This is a genomic window from Nocardia australiensis, assembly GCF_020733705.1.
Classification (GTDB): domain Bacteria; phylum Actinomycetota; class Actinomycetes; order Mycobacteriales; family Mycobacteriaceae; genus Nocardia; species Nocardia australiensis.
The window spans coordinates 1352533-1369060 of sequence record NZ_JAJFZM010000001.1 but is presented as its reverse complement, the minus strand read 5'-3'; the positions used below and the strand labels follow the sequence as shown (position 1 = coordinate 1369060).

Genomic DNA, 16528 nt, shown 5'->3' with positions numbered 1-16528 from the left:
CGTCGCCGAGCCCCCTGATCAGTAAGTCATCTCAGACGTTGACGCCGTAATCGCGGGCGATACCGGACAGGCCGGAGGCGTAGCCCTGGCCGATGGCGCGGAACTTCCACTCGGCCCCATTGCGGTACAGCTCGCCGAAGACCATAGCGGTCTCGGTCGAGGCGTCCTCGGAGAGGTCGTAGCGGGCGAGTTCGGTGCCGTTGGCGCGGTCGACGACGCGAATGTAGGCGTTGCGAACCTGACCGAAGGACTGCTGGCGACCCTCCCCGTCGTAGATCGAGACCGGGAAGAAGATGCTCTCGATGGTCGGCGGCGTCGCGGCCAGGTCCACGTTGATGACCTCGTCGTCGCCCTCGCCTTCACCGGTGGTGTTGTCACCGGTGTGCTCGATCGCACCTTCGGGCGACTTGAGGTTGTTGAAGAACACGAAGTGCTGGTCGGACAGCACCTTCTTGTCCGCCCCCGTCGCAATGGCGCTCGCGTCCAGGTCGAAGTCGGTACCGGTGGTGGTACGAATATCCCACCCCAGGCCGACCGCGACAGCGGTCAGGTTCGGCGCCGCCTTGGTCAGCGAGACGTTGCCGCCCTTGGACAAACTGACACCCATGCGGAATACCCTTTCAATAGACGTATGAGGTTCCCAGCATGTCCGAATCGCCGGGTACGACTTACGACAGTAGTAGGTTTCGGCGATCTTGCGTAGGAACCGCTGTCAGCCCCGGCGAACAGGAAGATCCCCCGATGGGGCGCGGCCGGACGGAGTCAGCCCGCGCTTGGACGAGTGCGAGAGAGTCCACCGCTTACCATCGGGACGTGGCTGGCCGTAGGCGTGGATGGTTCCGCTCATCCCGGAACAATGAATGGGTTGCGCAGGCCCGACCGACGCTGACCTCCGCGTTCCTCGATATGGATCGGCGCCAGAGCGCGGCCGAGGCGGCCGTGGCCGCTTCCGATCAGGTATTCCCGGACCGGCGGATGGCCGCGCGCTGGGAGCCGGTTCGCAGTCGGTGCTATGACGCGGCCGGGGCCTATCTGACCTTGAATGACGAGCTGGACACCGCCGAGCGCGACGGCACCGCGATCGCGCAGGGGCAGCCCCGCGTTGATGCGCTGGTCCGGCAGCTCAGCGATGCGGCCCGCGCCGTCGACGAGTTCTATCGAGGCAATCAGGCGCAGCTCGAGCACGCCGTCGCGGTGTTCGATACGGTGCCGCAGCTGGCGCGGCAGGTGCGGGTCACGGCGGCGGGCGTGCGCGGGCAGGCGGCCGAATCCGAGTACTCCGAGTACCCCTCGGTACGTGCGGCCAGCGCCGCGGTGGATGAGGCCATTATCACATTGGAGGCCGCGAGTTCCGGCGGGTCGGCGGCGGCCGTGCGTGATGCCGCCAACCGCCTGGACGCGGTGACCAAGGAACTGGCGGAAGTGTTGGCGCAGGCCCCTTCACGACAGCAGACCGCTACCACCGCGATCGGGTCCGCGAGCACCAGGCTGGCGGCAGTGCGCACCCGTTCGGAAGGGGTGGCGCCGGCCTTCTCGGCACTGCTGCGTGAGTTCAATGCCGCGAGTTCCGCGGATTTGGCTAACAATGAGCGAGAAAGCCGACAGGCCATGGATGCCGCGGACGCTGCCCTGGTGCGGGCGCGAGTGGCATTGGCCCAGAACCATCCGGAGTCCGCACTTGATCTGACTACTTCCGCGCGTGGGTTTTTGACAGCGGCCGAGGCGCAGGTCGACGCTGTCGCGAAACGGCTGACGATGTTGCGTGAGGTTCGCGACAATCCGCAAGACAAGGCCAAGGTCGTACGATTTCGATTGCGAGACGCACAAATGCTCGCGGTGAGCCGGGGGCTCGTCGCCGAATGGGGGTCTGTGCTCGACGCACAGGTGGATCGGATCGACCGAATCGCTGAATCCCTGTCGGGGCGCCACCCCGACTACTGGGCGTATGTGACCGAATTGGATTCCGTCGCGGAATTCATCGCGGGGGTAGTGGATCGAATGAGAAAACAGGTAGGACAACGATGAGCATGAGGAGGGGGCAACGGTGACCGCATGCATCGCCGTCCCGCAGCCGGTGTCCTTGCGGAAGCGCTTGCCGCTGTGTCACTTCCGGCAGCTGTACGGACCGGAGGCGCGACGGTTGTTTCATCGGCAACCGGAACCGTTCGGTGAGCACGCCGATCGTGAATTGCTGGCGGTCGCGCTCGGCGCCACCCTGTACGCGCCCGCGACCCGGCCCGATCTCGCCATGACAATCGCCAAACGCGCTGAGCGCGGGGTGTGTTCGATGGTGATCGATCTCGAGGACGCCGTCGCCGATCACGAGCTGGAATTCGCCAAACAGCAGGCGGTGGCGACGCTGGATCTGCTTGCCGCGAGCCAGGATCCGAACCCACTGCTGTTTGTCCGGGTACGTGATGCGGACGCGATCGGCGAGATCGTCGAACAGCTCGGCTCCGGGACCGCGGTGCTGACCGGATTCGTCCTCCCGAAATTCGACAGCCTGACCGGGCCGAAATATCTGGATGCGCTTGAGCGGGCCGCCGAGCGGCTGGACCGCCCGATATACGGGATGCCGGTGCTGGAATCGGCGGCGCTGGTGCATCGGCAGACCCGCGACCACGAGCTGACGCAGATGGCGGCGCTACTTGCCGAGCATCGGGAGCGGGTGCTCGCGGTGCGGGTCGGCGCGACCGATATGTGCTCGACCTTCGGTATCCGGCGCGACCGTGATTTGACGATCTATGACGTTCGGGTGGTCGCGGACGTAATTGCCGACATCGTGAATTACCTAGGGCGCGCGGACGGTACGGGCTTCGTGATCACCGGGCCGGTGTGGGAGTACTTCGCCGACCACGAGCGAATGTTCCGGCCGTTGCTGCGCACCGCGCCGTTCGCCGAATCCGACGCGGTGCCGTTCCGGCAGTATTTGGTGAGCCGGGATCTGGACGGTTTGCTGCGGGAGATCACGCTGGACCGGGCCAATGGCATTCAGGGCAAAACGGTGATCCATCCTTCGCATGTTGCTGTGGTGCACGCACTTTCGGTGGTGACGCACGAGGAGTATTCGGACGCACTGAATATCCTGCAGGTCGATGTGGGTGGCGTGGCGGCGTCGGAATATCGCAACAAGATGAACGAGATGCGGCCGCACCGCAGTTGGGCGCGGCAGACGCTGCTGCGGGCACGGGTGTTCGGTGTGGCCAAAAAGGGTGTGTCATTCGTGGATCTGCTGAGCGCTTTGGTGATGATGTGAGCGAGCGAATCGGGTATCGGCGCGATGGTATCGACGGCACGCGAACATGAGCGATGCGTTGACCGAACAGTCCGACAGTGTGATCCCTTGGGCAACAAGAACTCTCGGATTAGAGCTGTTTCATGGTGCCGCCCACGGCTCGGATGATTCCGGCGCGCCGACCAGTGCGCTGCCCGCCGAACTGACGATCGCATCGCTGATTCAGCCGGGGCTGCGGCGCAATCCGCGCCGCGCGCACCTGTTGGTCTCCACGGTGCTCGGCAAACATGTGCCGACCGACCCCCGGGTTGTGCTCGATGGCGGCAACCGGCTCGGTGACCTGGTGCGCGGGGTGCTCGGCGAGCGGGACGCGGTGGTACTCGGATTCGCTGAAACCGCGACGGGACTCGGCCATTGTGTCGCGGCGCGAATCGATGCGGGCTGCTATCTGCATTCGACCCGCCGAGCCGTCGCGCGGGCGCGGACGCTCACCGGATTCGAGGAGGGCCATTCGCACGCCACCTCGCACCAGCTGCAACCCATGCCCGCCGAGATTTTCGCCAACGAGCTGCCACTGGTCCTGGTCGACGATGAAATATCCACCGGCGCGACGGCATTGGATGCCATCCGTGCGTTGCACGCGTTCGCGCCGCGACCCCACTACGTGCTGGCATCCCTGGTGGATATGCGCTCCGATGCCGATCGCGTCGCCTTCGCCGCGGCGGCAGGGCAGATCGGGGCGAGCATCGACACCGTGTGCCTGGCCTCGGGCCGGACCGAGCTGCCTGCCGGTCTGGTGGACGCGGTCGCCGAGCTGCCCGAACCAGCACTCAATCCGATCGCCGCACGACCGGGTTCGTGTACTCGCGTCGAATTACCTTGGCCCGCTTCGGTGCCGGAGGGCGGACGTCACGGGACCCTGCGCTCGGATACCGCGGCATTCGATACCGCCGTCACCGCGGCGACCGAGTCGGTGCGGTCGTGGCTGCGCACAGACTTCCCCGGTCGGCCCGTTATCGTGCTCGCGCACGAGGAGCTGATGTATCTGCCATTGCGGATGGCGGCGGCACTCGCCGATTCAGGCATTCCGACGCGTTATCAAACCACCACCCGCTCACCGGCCTATGTGCTGGATCATCCCGGGTATCCGCTGCGTCGTGGATTCCGTTTTCTCGCACCGGAAGTCGGTCAGCAGCAGCCGCGCTACCTGTATAACGCGCACTGGGCCGAGGAGTTTTCCGGTGCGCGTGCGCTGCCGTCGCCCGATCGATTCAGTGGTATCGGCAACGACGTCGCGGCACTACCGGAGGATCCCTTCGAAGATGATCCGGTCCTGCTTGTCGTTATCGATTCGCCCGCGGACACGACGGCGCTCGTCGCGGATGGTGGGCTGGTCGACGTATTGACCGCGTCCGGTGCCGATGTGATGGTCGCTGTTGTGCCGGGTGCTGATCCGCGTCTGCTGCGCGCCGACCGCGTCGAATCCGGTCAGCGTGCGGAAACGAAACCCGGTCGTGAGTCGAAGACGGTGGCCGTTGGAACGCAATCGGTGGCGGCACCGGAGCTGCCCTGGCCGCTGCATGGTCCTGAGTTCGGATCGTATGCGGCCGAGGAGGTTTCCTGGCTGCTGAAGGATCTCTCCGATATCGACCTGGAGGCCGACATCGCGGAACGCGAGCGGCGAATTCAGGCCGGGGCGGCACATTACGCGGAGTCGCTGCCGATCGAGTATCAACCGGATTCGGCCTACCGGTCGTTGTTCGATGATGTGCTCGCCGATAGTGCCGGCCGCCTCGCGCTCGCCGTCGCGACGGTATCGGAACTCGTTGTCGCCGAACGTGGCAACGACATCGTGCTGGTCTCGCTCGCGCGTGCGGGCACGCCGATCGGAATCCTGATGCGGCGTTGGCTGCGGTCGGGGCGCGCCGCGGATCTGCCGAGTCTCGACGTGCCGCATTACGCGGTCTCCATCGTGCGTGATCGCGGCATCGACGCAACGGCGTTGGATTACCTTGCCCAGCACCATGATCCAGCGTCGGTGGTATTCGTCGATGGTTGGACGGGCAAGGGGGCGATTACCCGCGAACTCGCCGAAGCGCTGGATGCCTACCACGCCGCCGGTGGTGCCCGATTCAACGGCGAACTCGCCGTGCTCGCCGATCCTGGGCATTGCGCGCGCACATATGGCACTCGCGACGACTTCCTCATCGCGTCGGCGTGTCTGAATTCGACGGTGTCCGGCCTTATTTCACGCACCGTATTGAACGACGACCTGATCGGCCCGGATGATTTCCATGGCGCGAAGTACTACCGGGAGCTCGCGGGTGACGATGTGTCCGGCCGCCTCCTCGACGCCGTGAGCGACGCTTTTCCGACGATCGGTGACCGAGTGCCCGCCGAACTCGCCGCCGTTATCGACGGCGATCGCACGCCGACCTGGGCCGGGTGGGCATCGGTCGAAAAGGTCCGCATCAGCTATGGAATAGCGAGTGCGAACTTCGTCAAACCTGGTGTCGGCGAGACGACTCGGGTGCTATTGCGCCGGGTGCCGTGGCGGGTGCTGATTCGTGAAGCGGACGCACCCGAGCATGCCCACATTCGGATGCTCGCCGCGGCCCGCAATGTTCCGGTTGAGGTCGTGCCCGACCTCGCCTACTCGTGTATGGGATTGATCAAGGACGTGCAGCAGCAGTGAAAGATCAACGAAGACAGACGCTCGTAGCCACCGATCTCGACCGAACGATGATCTACTCGCGCAACGCATTCAGCGCTCCCCGAGACGTGCCGACAGTCTGTGTGGAACACCTCGAGGGCGCGCCGCTGTCGTTCATGACGACCGCCGCCGCCCTACGCATGCAGACACTGACCGAACCGGCCGCGGTCATCCCGACCACGACTCGCACCATCAAACAGTTCGAGCGCATCCAACTTCCCGGCGCACCATGGCGTTACGCGATCACCAGCAATGGCGGCAATATCCTGGTCGACGGCGTCCCGGATATGCGCTGGCGTATCGACATCGATGCCCAGGTCCGGGCGGGTGGCGCGACCCTATCGGAGGTCAACGCGGAACTGCGCTCCCGCATCGCCGAATCCTGGGTCACCAAATTCCGTGTCGCGGACCATCTCTTCAACTATCTGGTCGTGCGGCCGAAGGAGGTTCCCGAAGGTTTCCTCTCGGAATGGGGTGAGTGGTGTCGCCCGCGCGGGTGGTCCGCCTCCAGGCAGGGCCGCAAGATCTACACCATGCCGGTGGCCGTCTGCAAAAGCCGTGCCGTTCAGGAGGTTCGCCGCCGCCTGTGGGAAAACGGTGAGCTGTCCCATGACTCGATGACCCTCGCCGCGGGCGACGGCGCACTTGACGCCGAGATGCTGCGCACCGCCGACTGCGCTATTCGCCCGCGCCACGGCGAACTCGAACAACTGAACTTCACCCACCCCAACCTCACCATCACCCGCGCCTCGGGCATTCTGGCCGGAGAGGAAATCATCAACTGGTTCATCAAGGCGGCGCCACCGCAGGATGTGTGACGGCAGTCGGTCGGTCTCCGGCGATTTGCGCGACGACACCGGCTGCGGAGCGGTGACCGATAGGCCCGGAGAATGCGTCTTGCTTCAGGCGAGGATCGCGCGTACGGCGGTGGCGGAGGCACTGTGCAGGGCTCGCGTTGCCGCCGTACGGCATTCGGTGAGGTCCAGGGTTCGGATGGCGGCTTTGATCAGCGGGATGGCGGGGGGTGCCACGCTGAGTTCGTGGACGCCCAGCCCCAGTAGTAGTGCGGCGGCGATCGGGTCTGCGGCGGCTTCACCGCACACCGCTACTCGGGCCGTTCCGGCGGCCTCGCACACCATGGCGATCAGGCGGAGCACGCCGGGGTCGAGGGGGTCGGCGAGTGTGCTGAGGGCGTCGTTGCCGCGTTCGGCGGCCAGCGTGTACTGGGTCAGGTCGTTGGTTCCGATGCTGAAGAAGTCCACGTGCTCGGCGAATATCGCTGTTTTCGCCGCTGCCGCAGGCACTTCCACCATGATGCCCACGTCGGGGGTGACACCGGCGGGCAGCACCTCGTCGAGTATGCGGCGGGCCGCGAGTAGTTCTTCCAGCTGGGTGACCATGGGGAACATCACGCTCACCGGATGGTCGGCGGCGACTCGGCCGATGGCGGTCAGTTGGTCCCGCAGCAGTCCGGGGCGAGCCAGCGCCAATCGGATGCCGCGGACGCCGAGGAACGGGTTGGCTTCGGTCGGTTGATCGATATATGGAAGTGGTTTGTCGCCACCGACATCGAGGGTGCGCAGCACAATCCGCCGCCCGCCGAATGCTTCGGCAACCGCTCGATACGCCTGCTCCTGCTCATCGATGGAGGGCGCGTGGTCGCGGCCGAGGAACAGGAACTCGGTGCGTACCAGCCCGGCCAGGTCGGCACCGTTGCGGACGGATTCGGCTGCGTCCAGTTCGGCACCGATATTGGCCGCGACATGAATGACGGTGCCGTCGCGGGTGATCGCCGGTTTGCCGGCCTCGGCTTCGGCGGTTCGGCGTTGTTCGCGTTGCCAGGTCGCCAGTCCGGTGAATTCGGCGAGCACAGCCGCGTCTGGGGCGATCACGAGTCTGCCTTCGGCACCGTCCAATACGACCAGGGTGCCCTCCGGTATGGCCAACACCGGCACGCCCGCTCCGACCACGGTCGGGATACCGCGCGAGCGGGCAAGGATGGCGCTGTGCGATGTCGGACTGCCCTGGGCCAGTACGATTCCCGTGACGACGTCTCGATCGAGCCCGGCCGCCTGCGCGGGGGTCAGATCGGCGGCGACGAGAATGCCCGCGCGGCTGATTATCTCGGTGGACTCGCCGAGTAGCGCGCCGAGTACCTGGTCGCGCACCGCGCGCAGATCGGCGGCGCGGGCTCGCTGATAGTCATCGGTGAGTCGATCCAGTTGTGCGGCAGCGGATTCCAGTACGCGATCCCACGCGGATGCGGCGGTAAGACCGGTGTCGATGCCCGCCTGGACCGCTTCGATCAGTTCGTCGTCATCGAGCAGAAACAGATGAGCCTCGAAGATATCGGCTTCCGGCCCGGCGTCGGCGCGGGTGCGCTCGATATCGGCTCGCACTGCCGCAATCGCGAGATCCAGTAGGTGCCGCTCGAGTGCCGTTGGGCCAGTGGCAGTTTCGGGAACAACGAACTCGGCATGCCCGAGCCGCCAGACCGGGCCGATGCCAATGCCCGCTGACGCGCCGAGCGGTCCTGCGCTCGACCTGACCGACGAGGTATCCGCGCCGACATCTTCGCCGCTGGGTGTGGGCCGAGCGCTGTCGCTGACGGCGGTGAACAGGTGGCCGGCGTCGGTGGGTTCGATCGGAGAGCCCGGGCCGGTTGAGATGTGGTTCGGGCCTGCTTGTCGATCGGCAGGTGTGAGACGAGCGTCGTCGGCGTCGGCACTGAGCGTGAGCCGGATGCTGTCGTCGGCGGCTCCGATGTTGGAGCCGGAGCCTTCGTTCGCCGCCGTGATGCGGTTTGCGCCTGTACCCCGGCCGGGGGATGGAGGAATTTCCGTCGCTGTAGTGGGTGACTCCCCGAACCGATGCGCGGCGAGGGCGAGTACGCGATCAACGGCTTCGGCCGCACCCGAACCCGTTGCCGCCACCTCGATTTCATGTCCTGACAGTGCGCCGAGCGCGGCGATACGGCTCAGGCTTCGTCCGGACGCGGGACCGACGCCGGTGGTGAGGTTGCTGAGGCGGACGGTCGCGGGGAGGTCGCGGACCTCGGCGACGAGGCGGGTCGCCGGACGGGCGTGCAGTCCATGATCATTCGTGACGATAAAGGTGCCGGTGGCAGTCGGCCCGACGTCGCGTCCTGCCGATTCGGTCTCGGGATTCAATGGGTTCGGTACCTGGGCGGCGGAGGCGTCCGGTGGTGTCGCGGTCGGGACGCCGAGGTGAGTGTGCTTGCCGGCCAGCGCATTTTCGGCCTCACTCGCCGCCTCCTCCAGGTCGGCTCCGCCTGCGGCCGAGACGGCGGCGGCGATCAGGCCCTCCACGAACGGTGCCGCACACAGCCGGACCTCATGTGGCGAATCCAGTAGATCCACCGCGAGTTCGGCCGATAGCACGGCGCTGCCGAGGTCCATCAATACCAGCGCGCCGTCACCGGAGTCGGCGGCCGAGATGGCATCCGCGACCGCGACGGCGTCGGTGCCGAGCGTCTCCGTATCGAGCCCCGCCGCTACCTCGATACGAACCGGCTGGTTATGCAGCATTTCGGTGGCCAATGCGACAGCCGCCGTTGCGAGAGCATGACTGTGTGAGACCGCGACGATGCCGATCATCCGATGGCCTGTCGCGCGGCGAGCACCAGCAGCGTCGCACTGGTCGCACCGGGATCCTGATGTCCGACACTACGTTCGCCCAGGTAGGAGGCGCGGCCCTTGCGTGCGAGCATCGGGATCGTCGCGTCACGGCCCGCCTCGGCCGCGACGACAGCGGCATCGAGCGCGTCGGCGAGTGAATCCCCATCGGCAAGGCGCTGGTCGAGCGCGTCGGCGGCGGGCGCCAATGCGTCGAACATCGTCTTGTCACCGGATTCCGCCTTACCGCGCGTGACGATCCCGTCCAGTCCGGCCCGAAATGCCTTCGCGAAGTTGGCCGCGTCGAAGTCGGAATCGCCCGCCGCGGCGGCACAGCGCAGGAAGAACGTGCCGTAGAGCGGTCCGCTCGCACCGCCGATCGTCCGAATCAGCGTCATACCAACCTGTTTCAGCGCCGCTGCCGGTGTCGGCGGTGCGGATTCGGCGAGTGCGTCGACGACCGCGGCGGTGCCGCGCCGCATATTGCTGCCGTGGTCGGCATCGCCGATGGCCGCGTCGAGTTCGGTGAGTTCATCGGTGTGCTCGTCGATCAGCTCGGCGAAGCAACGCACCCATTGGATCGGATCGATCATCGTCACACTCCCCAGCGCAGTGCGGGCGTGCGCACCGGCGCATCCCACAGATTCAGAAGGTCGTCGTCGAGCTTGGTCAATGTCACCGAACACCCGGCCATCTCCAGCGAAGTGATGTACGGGCCGACCAGTGAGCGGGCGATCCCGATGCCATGACCGGCGAGGATGCGGGCCACCTCGTTGTACATGAGATACAGCTCGAGCAGCGGCGTGCCACCCATGCCGTTGACGAAACAGATCACGTTGTCGCCCTTGATGAACGGCAGATCGGCGAGGATGGGTTCGACCAGCATCGCGGCGACCTCGCGCGCGGGGGCCAGCGGGACGCTATGGCGTCCGGGTTCGCCGTGGATGCCGACCCCGATCTCCATTTCGGTCTCCCCGAGTTCGAATGTCGGCTTGCCCGCGGTGGGCACGGTACAGGAGCTCAGCGCCATCCCCATGCTGCGTGAGTTGGCGTTCACGGTGCGCGCGACCTCGGCGACCTCGGCCAGCGCGCGGCCTGCTTCGGCGGCGGCACCCGCGATCTTCTCCAACACCACGGTCGCGCCGACGCCCCGCCGTCCCGCCGTGTAGAGGCTGTCCTGAACGGCCACATCGTCATTCACCACGACCGCGGTCACCTCGACCCCGGATTCCGCGGCGGCGAGCTCGGCGGCCATCTCGAAGTTCATGATGTCGCCGGTGTAGTTCTTGACGATATGCAGCACCCCCGCGCCGGAGTCGACGGCGCCGGTGGCGGCGAGTATCTGGTCGGGGACCGGCGAGGTGAACACCTCCCCGGCGCATGCGGCGTCGAGCATGCCCGTGCCGACGAAACCACCGTGCAGCGGTTCGTGCCCGGAGCCGCCGCCCGAGAGCAGCGCTACTTTGCCCGGGATCGGCCCGCCCGCACGAAACACTGTCTTGTTCTCGATGTCGACGCGAAGTTCGGGGTGCGCCACGGCCATACCCGACAGCGCATCACCGACGACATCGGCCGGATCGTTGATCAGTTTCTTCATCAGTTCTCCTGTTATGCGGCGGTTTCGAGCGCGTCGTGATTTGTGCGAGCCGGGTTCTTGGTGCGGGTCAGGGCATGAGATGTGAATGCGGCGGCGACGCCGGCGAGCAACTCGGCGGCGAGATAGACCGGGGCTTGACTCCAGGCCACCTCCGCGCCCCACACCTGCTGCACCAGCATCGGACCGAGCGTGCGCGCGGGGTTGATGGACGCGCCGGTGGCCGGGGCGACCGGGATGATCACCGCGAAAACCACGAGCCCGATGGCGACGCCCGCGAAGCCAGGCGCCGCGGCCCGGTGCACCACCAGCAGCACAGTCAGTACCAGAATGAAGGTGCCGATGAACTCGGCGATGAACGCTTGGCCCGCGCCGACGTCCGCGCTGTACGCGGCAACGCCGAGACCGACCTCGCTGGCGCGGTCGCCGAGCACGCCGATGATGGCGAACGCGCCGAGTATCCCACCCGTGACCTGGGCGGCGAGGTATGCGGGGACCTGTCGCCACGGGAACTGGCCGGTGATCGCGAGCGACAGGGTTACGGCCGGATTGATGTGGTTTCCCGAGACGTGCCCGAAGGCGTACATGGTGGCCAGCACCACCGTGCCGAATGCCAGCGAGATCACGCCGAGGTCGGCCATGGTGAAGGGTGCGTCACCGTTCACCATGTGCGTGGCGGGCACTGATCCGACGCCGATGAAGACGAGGAACGCCGTGCCGAGCACTTCCGCCGCGAGTTTCTGCGGCGTACGCAGTCCATCCATGGGGGACTCCCGAGATTGTTTCGAACGAGATTCGACAATGTCGAATGATGTTCGTAGAGTACGTGGATGTTGCGTAGGTCACAAGAGTTGGTGGGAGATCTGATGGAGGAAGTCGCGTGATCCAGTCGGTCGACCGAGCCGTTCGCATACTGTTCGCGCTGCAGGGCGCGCGCCGAATGACCCTGTCCGAACTCGCGGCGGAACTCGGGCTCGCGGCGACAACGGTGCATGGCATCGTCCGCACGCTGGCTGCCCATGGTGTCGTCGTCCAGGAACACGGCGGCGGGCGCTATCAGCTCGGTCCGGCCGTATTGCGCCTTGGCAACGTCTATCTCGACACGCTCGACCTGCGCGCGAGGGCCCTGACTTGGTCGCACGAACTAGCCAGAACCACCGGGCTCGCCGTGCGGGTCGGGGTGCTCTTCGGTGATGACGTGGTCATCATCCACCACGAGCCTCGCCCGGACGGCAGCCGTCAAATGCCCGAGGTGGGAATCGAAATTCCTTCCCATGCAAGTGCTTTAGGCAAAGCAGTGCTGGCTTTCCTGCCCCCTGTCGACTACGACAACCCGCTGCGCAGCATGACAGGCGAAACAATCACCTCGCCCGAAGGCTTCCGCGAACACCTGCGCACGGTGGCCGCATCAGGTCTCGCCTACGAATGCGACGAGGCGGTGCTCGGCGAATCTTGCGTAGCCGGAGCGATTTTCGACCGTTCCGGCGACGCCGTCGGCGCGGTAGGCGTCGTCATCCCCACTCCCGACTGGCCCGCCGATGACGCGACCGTTGAGGCCGTCCGGACCACTGCCCGCACCATCTCCCGCGAACTGGGCTCCGCGCGTTGGCCGGCCGGACGGGCCAAATGACCGCTCCCCACCGGCACTTCCATATCCGCGACGATCACCGGCGGCGGCAAATTGCGGGAAGCAGCCTCGCGCGTCGAAATGTGCCGGGAATTCCGTGATCAGCCGTGTTGCTGACTGCTCAATTGCTGGGCGATGACGCCATGTAGGCGTTGCAGACCGCCGACGGTCATGCCGCTTTGTAGTTGGCCCTCGATGGTGCGCACGAGCGCGGAATCGCTGAGCAGCTTTTCGCTGGATTGGATCAAAACCGTTCCGGCGCCGGTGAAATCGAACTGACGTTCCTCGCCGGAGTTCACGCCGAATCGAGCGGCGCCCGCCGAGAGGAAATCGGTGACCCAGCGCTGGTCATAGTGATGACTCGGGGCTGGGCAATCCGCCCAGCCGACAAGGGATTCCGGGTCTACGCGCAGTGGTGGTTCGGCGAAGATCACCGGGCCGTTGGAGGAGGCGAGGAACTTGCCGGTGCCAATGAGGGTCAGAAACCCGGGGACGATGGACTGGTTCAACGACAGGCCCGGTTCGAACGCGAGCAGGTTCGCGGCGCGGATGGTGAGGTTGCCGTTGTCTTCGAGGTCGTAGGAATTGATGTCGTAACCGCGGTCGCCGATGATCAGCTTTCCGCTCCCCTCGGCGACCACATAGTCGCTGGTGAAAAGCGGCGCCGAAAACTGTTGCGACACCATGTGCAGTAGCCCGCCCTGCAGGCCATGGGTCAGCATCTGGAAGCGCATATCGCCGTAATAGGCGATCATCGCCCCCTTACGCATGAACCATGGCTTGTTCAGGTCGATGCAGTACGCGTAGCTATTGCCCGGAATATTGTCGCTATCACCGAGTTTCGCGGGATTGAGGATATCGGTCATCGACTACAACTTCTCCTCGGATGCTTGCGCGTACACGACACCCTGTCCGGTGCACTGCAATTGCATGGCTTCGCCGGAACCGCGGCCCACCGCGTCGCGCCAGCTGACCGCCGTCTTCAGCTCGGTTTGCACATTTCCGTACGCGGCGACGAACGCCTGCGGATCGACCACGATCGGATTCGGTCCGCCCACTTGAAGTTCCAGAAATCCGCCGTGCCCGAGCAAGACCGCCGCACCATGGCCCGACAACTGTGTGGTGAACAAGCCCTGCCCGGTCAGCGCGCCGGACGCGGCACCGCGCAGCGCACCCATCAGGCCGCCGCTGCTGCCGCCACCCGAACTCATCACGGACACAACCGAACTCTGCAATCCGGCGGTATTGGCCAGCAGCCGAGATCCTTCCACCCGCAATGTCGCCCCGGGCTGCATCTGGACCACATGCACTTCCAGTCCGGCGAATCCGTAATGCACCTCCCCGGTGCCCTGCGCCAGCATGGTTCGCTCATGCTCATCGGCCATCACGCGGCCGGCCATTCGCATCAACCCACCGCCGCCACCCATGCCCTGACCGCCCGGAATCTGGTGCGGCGCAAACGAAACATCGCCGGTATAGAACAGCATCGCGCCGTTTCGCGCCACCACGCCGCCCGACCCGCCGACATCGACCTTCACGACCTTGTCGTTGACCTTTTCGAACAACTCCCGCCCCTTACCGTTCGGCCGGCTGGATCAATACGACGCCCTGGCCATCCCACCGCAGCGAAAACGCCTCGCCCGCGTCCTGTCCGACGAAGCTGCGCCACGAAACATCGGTGACGAACGAATGATTGATATTGCCGTGCGCGGCGACGAAAGCATCCGGATCGACGACCAGCGGATACTGCGGCGACACTTCGAGATGAATCAGTGGCCCGCCCGCCGACAGCAGCGCGACCTGACCTTGACCGGTGACGGTGGTGGTGAAAAGTCCGGCGCCGGTGGCAGCACCGCTCCCGACTCCCGCGAAACGCACGTCGGTGCGCAGATTTCCGGCGAAGGCAAGCAGTTGTTGCGATTCGACCTGCAGCGTTTCGTCGGCGAGATCGACAACCGTGACGTGCTGGCCGTTGACCGCGAAGAAGACGCGGCCGTGCCCATTGCATTCCATCAGCGACAGTTTCTCGCCGGTGGCACGGCGCTTGAGCCCGGCGAGCACACCGTCACCACCGCCGAATCCGGCCGTTTTGAACTGCACATTTCCTTCGTAGGCGATCATCGACCCGGAAATCGCCCGAATACTCGTGCCGACCAGGTGGGCTTCGATCACCTTTTTCGAGTGCTCGAACAGTTGCGCCATATGAGGGTTTGCCTGCCGTCGGGATCGGGAACATGGGTTTGGTTGCCACATTCCACCTGCGTGCGGTCACCTTAACCGATGTGCTCGCGCCTGCCGAGGCGCCTGCGGGCACAGGCCGGTGCGTTTCTCGTAGAGTGGCAACCGTACGCACCGACAAGCGAAGGGTCGACCTTGTCCGCAACACTCGCCAAGGGCCAGAATGGCCCACTGGCCACCAACGATGTGGTGATCTCCATCCAGCTCACAGCACCAGCGGATCTGTCCGCGTTGCTGGTCACCGAGCGGGGCAAGGTTCGCTCCGACGCGGATTTCGTCTTCTTCAACCAGCCGAGTGGCCCCGGAGTGAACCTATTGCCCGGGCAGCCCGCGTCGCTGGCGGTTTCGCTGAACGGGGTGCCCGCCGATATCGAGCAGATCCGCGCGGTGATCACCCTCGACGATGCGAACAGCAGCTTCGGCCGGTTTCCCGCGCCAACCGCGATCGTGTCGGATTCGGCCGGTAATCGGTTGTACGAGTACCAGATCGATGGTTTGCAGAGCGAGTCGATCGTGATCGCGCTGGAGCTGTACCGGAGACAGGGCGCATGGAAGGTGCGCGCGGTCGGGCAGGGGTACGCGGGCGGATTCGAGGCATTGGTGACCGATCACGGCGTGACCGTCGACGAGGCGCCCGCCACTGGCACCGCCGCGGCACCACAGCCGCCCGCCTACCCGGCTCAGCCGCCGAACTACCCGCCGCCGACCACGCCCGCCTACCCGACCCAGCAGGCTCCGCAGGCCGCGCCGCCGGGATCGGGCTACCCGCCGCCGCCGGGACCCGGCTATCCGCCGCCTGCCGCCGGCTATCCGCCGCCGCCCGCGGTTGGGCAGGGATATCCGCCGCCCACCCAGCAGGCCGCGCCGCAGCAGGCGCCCGCCGAGATCAGCCTGAGCAAGGATCGCCCGGTCAGCCTGCAAAAGGGGCAACGGGTCACGCTGCGCAAGGAAGGTGGGGCCGCACTGACCTTCGTCAAGATGGGCCTCGGGTGGGACCCAGTGCGAAGCCGTGGCATGTTCGGTAACCGGACCGTCGATGTCGACCTCGACGCGTCGGTCGCGATGTTCGCCGAGATGAACATTGTCGATGTCGCGTATTACGGGCAGCTGACCTCGAAAGATGGCTCGATCCGGCATCAGGGCGACAACCTCACCGGCGAGGGCGAAGGCGATGACGAGGTGATCCTGGTCGATCTGACCCGGATTCCGGCGCACGTCACCAGCCTGCTGTTCATGGTGACCTCCTACAAGGGCCATACCTTCGAGCAGATTCAGAATGCGTTCTGCCGCCTGGTCGACGGCACCAATAGCGCGGAGCTGGCCAGGTACACCATGGCCGGCGGCATGCGGTTCACCGCGATGGCGATGGCGATGGTCTACCGCGTCGGCAGCGACTGGAAGATGGAGGCGCTCGGCGAGGGCTTCCAAGCCAAACATCCCGGTGAGGCGGTTCCGCAGCTCGGCCGGTTCCTCGGGGCCAAGTAAG

At 65.7% G+C, this 16528-nt stretch carries 14 protein-coding genes; 6 read left to right on the top strand and 8 right to left on the bottom strand.

Features of this window, described 5'->3' with window-relative positions; translation table 11 throughout:
• Window positions 1-31: 31 nt before the first annotated feature.
• The gene (locus LKE06_RS06250; RefSeq protein ID WP_227997670.1) at window positions 32-607 is read right to left on the bottom strand and encodes a TerD family protein; all 576 of its coding nucleotides are present in this window, start codon (window positions 605-607) and stop codon (window positions 32-34) included.
• Window positions 608-813: 206 nt separating this feature from the next.
• Between LKE06_RS06250 and LKE06_RS06245 the strand changes: the two genes are divergently transcribed.
• The 4 genes from LKE06_RS06245 to LKE06_RS06230 are packed head-to-tail and all read left to right on the top strand — an operon-like array spanning window position 814 to window position 6766.
• Window positions 814-2025 carry a hypothetical protein gene (locus LKE06_RS06245; protein ID WP_227997669.1) on the top strand — a complete coding sequence of 404 codons (1212 nt, stop codon included), beginning with the start codon at window positions 814-816 and terminating at the stop codon, window positions 2023-2025.
• Window positions 2026-2044: 19 nt separating this feature from the next.
• The gene (locus LKE06_RS06240; protein WP_372477288.1) at window positions 2045-3256 is read left to right on the top strand and encodes an HpcH/HpaI aldolase/citrate lyase family protein; all 1212 of its coding nucleotides are present in this window, start codon (window positions 2045-2047) and stop codon (window positions 3254-3256) included.
• A 46-nt stretch (window positions 3257-3302) separates the two neighbouring features.
• The gene (locus LKE06_RS06235) at window positions 3303-5930 is read left to right on the top strand and encodes a phosphoribosyltransferase (RefSeq protein ID WP_227997668.1); all 2628 of its coding nucleotides are present in this window, start codon (window positions 3303-3305) and stop codon (window positions 5928-5930) included.
• A 47-nt stretch (window positions 5931-5977) separates the two neighbouring features.
• Complete coding sequence (locus LKE06_RS06230; RefSeq protein ID WP_227999300.1) at window positions 5978-6766, top strand: HAD family hydrolase; 789 nt, start codon at window positions 5978-5980, stop codon at window positions 6764-6766.
• Between the two features lie 84 nt (window positions 6767-6850).
• On the opposite strand, the gene ptsP is transcribed toward LKE06_RS06230, so the two are convergent.
• The 4 genes from ptsP to LKE06_RS06210 are packed head-to-tail and all read right to left on the bottom strand — an operon-like array spanning window position 6851 to window position 11941.
• Window positions 6851-9565: a phosphoenolpyruvate--protein phosphotransferase gene (ptsP, locus tag LKE06_RS06225; protein WP_227997667.1), complete on the bottom strand. Its 2715-nt coding sequence runs from the start codon at window positions 9563-9565 to the stop codon at window positions 6851-6853.
• Window positions 9562-10176: a dihydroxyacetone kinase subunit DhaL gene (gene dhaL / locus LKE06_RS06220; protein WP_227997666.1), complete on the bottom strand. Its 615-nt coding sequence runs from the start codon at window positions 10174-10176 to the stop codon at window positions 9562-9564. Before dhaL ends, ptsP begins: the two co-directional genes overlap by 4 nt.
• Before the next feature lie 2 nt (window positions 10177-10178).
• Window positions 10179-11180 carry a dihydroxyacetone kinase subunit DhaK gene (dhaK, locus tag LKE06_RS06215; RefSeq protein WP_227997665.1) on the bottom strand — a complete coding sequence of 334 codons (1002 nt, stop codon included), beginning with the start codon at window positions 11178-11180 and terminating at the stop codon, window positions 10179-10181.
• 11 nt (window positions 11181-11191) lie between these two features.
• On the bottom strand, window positions 11192-11941 hold the full coding sequence (locus LKE06_RS06210; protein WP_227997664.1) for an MIP/aquaporin family protein: 750 nt from the start codon (window positions 11939-11941) through the stop codon (window positions 11192-11194).
• Window positions 11942-12057: 116 nt separating this feature from the next.
• On the opposite strand from LKE06_RS06210, the gene LKE06_RS06205 reads away from it, so the two are divergent.
• The gene (locus LKE06_RS06205; RefSeq protein ID WP_227997663.1) at window positions 12058-12807 is read left to right on the top strand and encodes an IclR family transcriptional regulator; all 750 of its coding nucleotides are present in this window, start codon (window positions 12058-12060) and stop codon (window positions 12805-12807) included.
• Window positions 12808-12905: 98 nt separating this feature from the next.
• Here the strand turns inward: LKE06_RS06205 and LKE06_RS06200 are convergent, their stop codons facing one another.
• Genes LKE06_RS06200 through LKE06_RS06190 form a run of 3 tightly spaced genes read right to left on the bottom strand, consistent with a single transcriptional unit; the run spans window position 12906 to window position 15006 of the window.
• On the bottom strand, window positions 12906-13670 hold the full coding sequence (locus LKE06_RS06200) for an AIM24 family protein (protein ID WP_227997662.1): 765 nt from the start codon (window positions 13668-13670) through the stop codon (window positions 12906-12908).
• Between the two features lie 3 nt (window positions 13671-13673).
• Window positions 13674-14369 carry an AIM24 family protein gene (locus tag LKE06_RS06195; protein ID WP_227997661.1) on the bottom strand — a complete coding sequence of 232 codons (696 nt, stop codon included), beginning with the start codon at window positions 14367-14369 and terminating at the stop codon, window positions 13674-13676.
• 10 nt (window positions 14370-14379) lie between these two features.
• The gene (locus LKE06_RS06190) at window positions 14380-15006 is read right to left on the bottom strand and encodes an AIM24 family protein (protein WP_227997660.1); all 627 of its coding nucleotides are present in this window, start codon (window positions 15004-15006) and stop codon (window positions 14380-14382) included.
• A gap of 171 nt (window positions 15007-15177) precedes the next feature.
• Here LKE06_RS06190 and LKE06_RS06185 point away from each other — a divergent pair, with 171 nt between their 5' ends.
• A complete protein-coding gene (locus LKE06_RS06185; RefSeq protein ID WP_227997659.1) occupies window positions 15178-16527 on the top strand; it encodes a TerD family protein in 1350 nt (449 codons plus the stop codon).
• The last annotated feature ends 1 nt before the right edge of the window (window position 16528 follow it).

Coding starts and splice junctions, on each gene's coding strand:
- LKE06_RS06210 (WP_227997664.1), bottom strand. CDS start 11,941: ATGGATGGACTGCGTACGCCGCAGAAACTCGCGGCGGAAGTGCTCGGC.
- LKE06_RS06200 (WP_227997662.1), bottom strand. CDS start 13,670: ATGACCGATATCCTCAATCCCGCGAAACTCGGTGATAGCGACAATATT.
- LKE06_RS06235 (WP_227997668.1), top strand. CDS start 3,303: ATGAGCGATGCGTTGACCGAACAGTCCGACAGTGTGATCCCTTGGGCA.
- ptsP (WP_227997667.1), bottom strand. CDS start 9,565: ATGATCGGCATCGTCGCGGTCTCACACAGTCATGCTCTCGCAACGGCG.
- dhaK (WP_227997665.1), bottom strand. CDS start 11,180: ATGAAGAAACTGATCAACGATCCGGCCGATGTCGTCGGTGATGCGCTG.
- dhaL (WP_227997666.1), bottom strand. CDS start 10,176: ATGATCGATCCGATCCAATGGGTGCGTTGCTTCGCCGAGCTGATCGAC.
- LKE06_RS06230 (WP_227999300.1), top strand. CDS start 5,978: ATGATCTACTCGCGCAACGCATTCAGCGCTCCCCGAGACGTGCCGACA.
- LKE06_RS06250 (WP_227997670.1), bottom strand. CDS start 607: ATGGGTGTCAGTTTGTCCAAGGGCGGCAACGTCTCGCTGACCAAGGCG.
- LKE06_RS06190 (WP_227997660.1), bottom strand. CDS start 15,006: ATGGCGCAACTGTTCGAGCACTCGAAAAAGGTGATCGAAGCCCACCTG.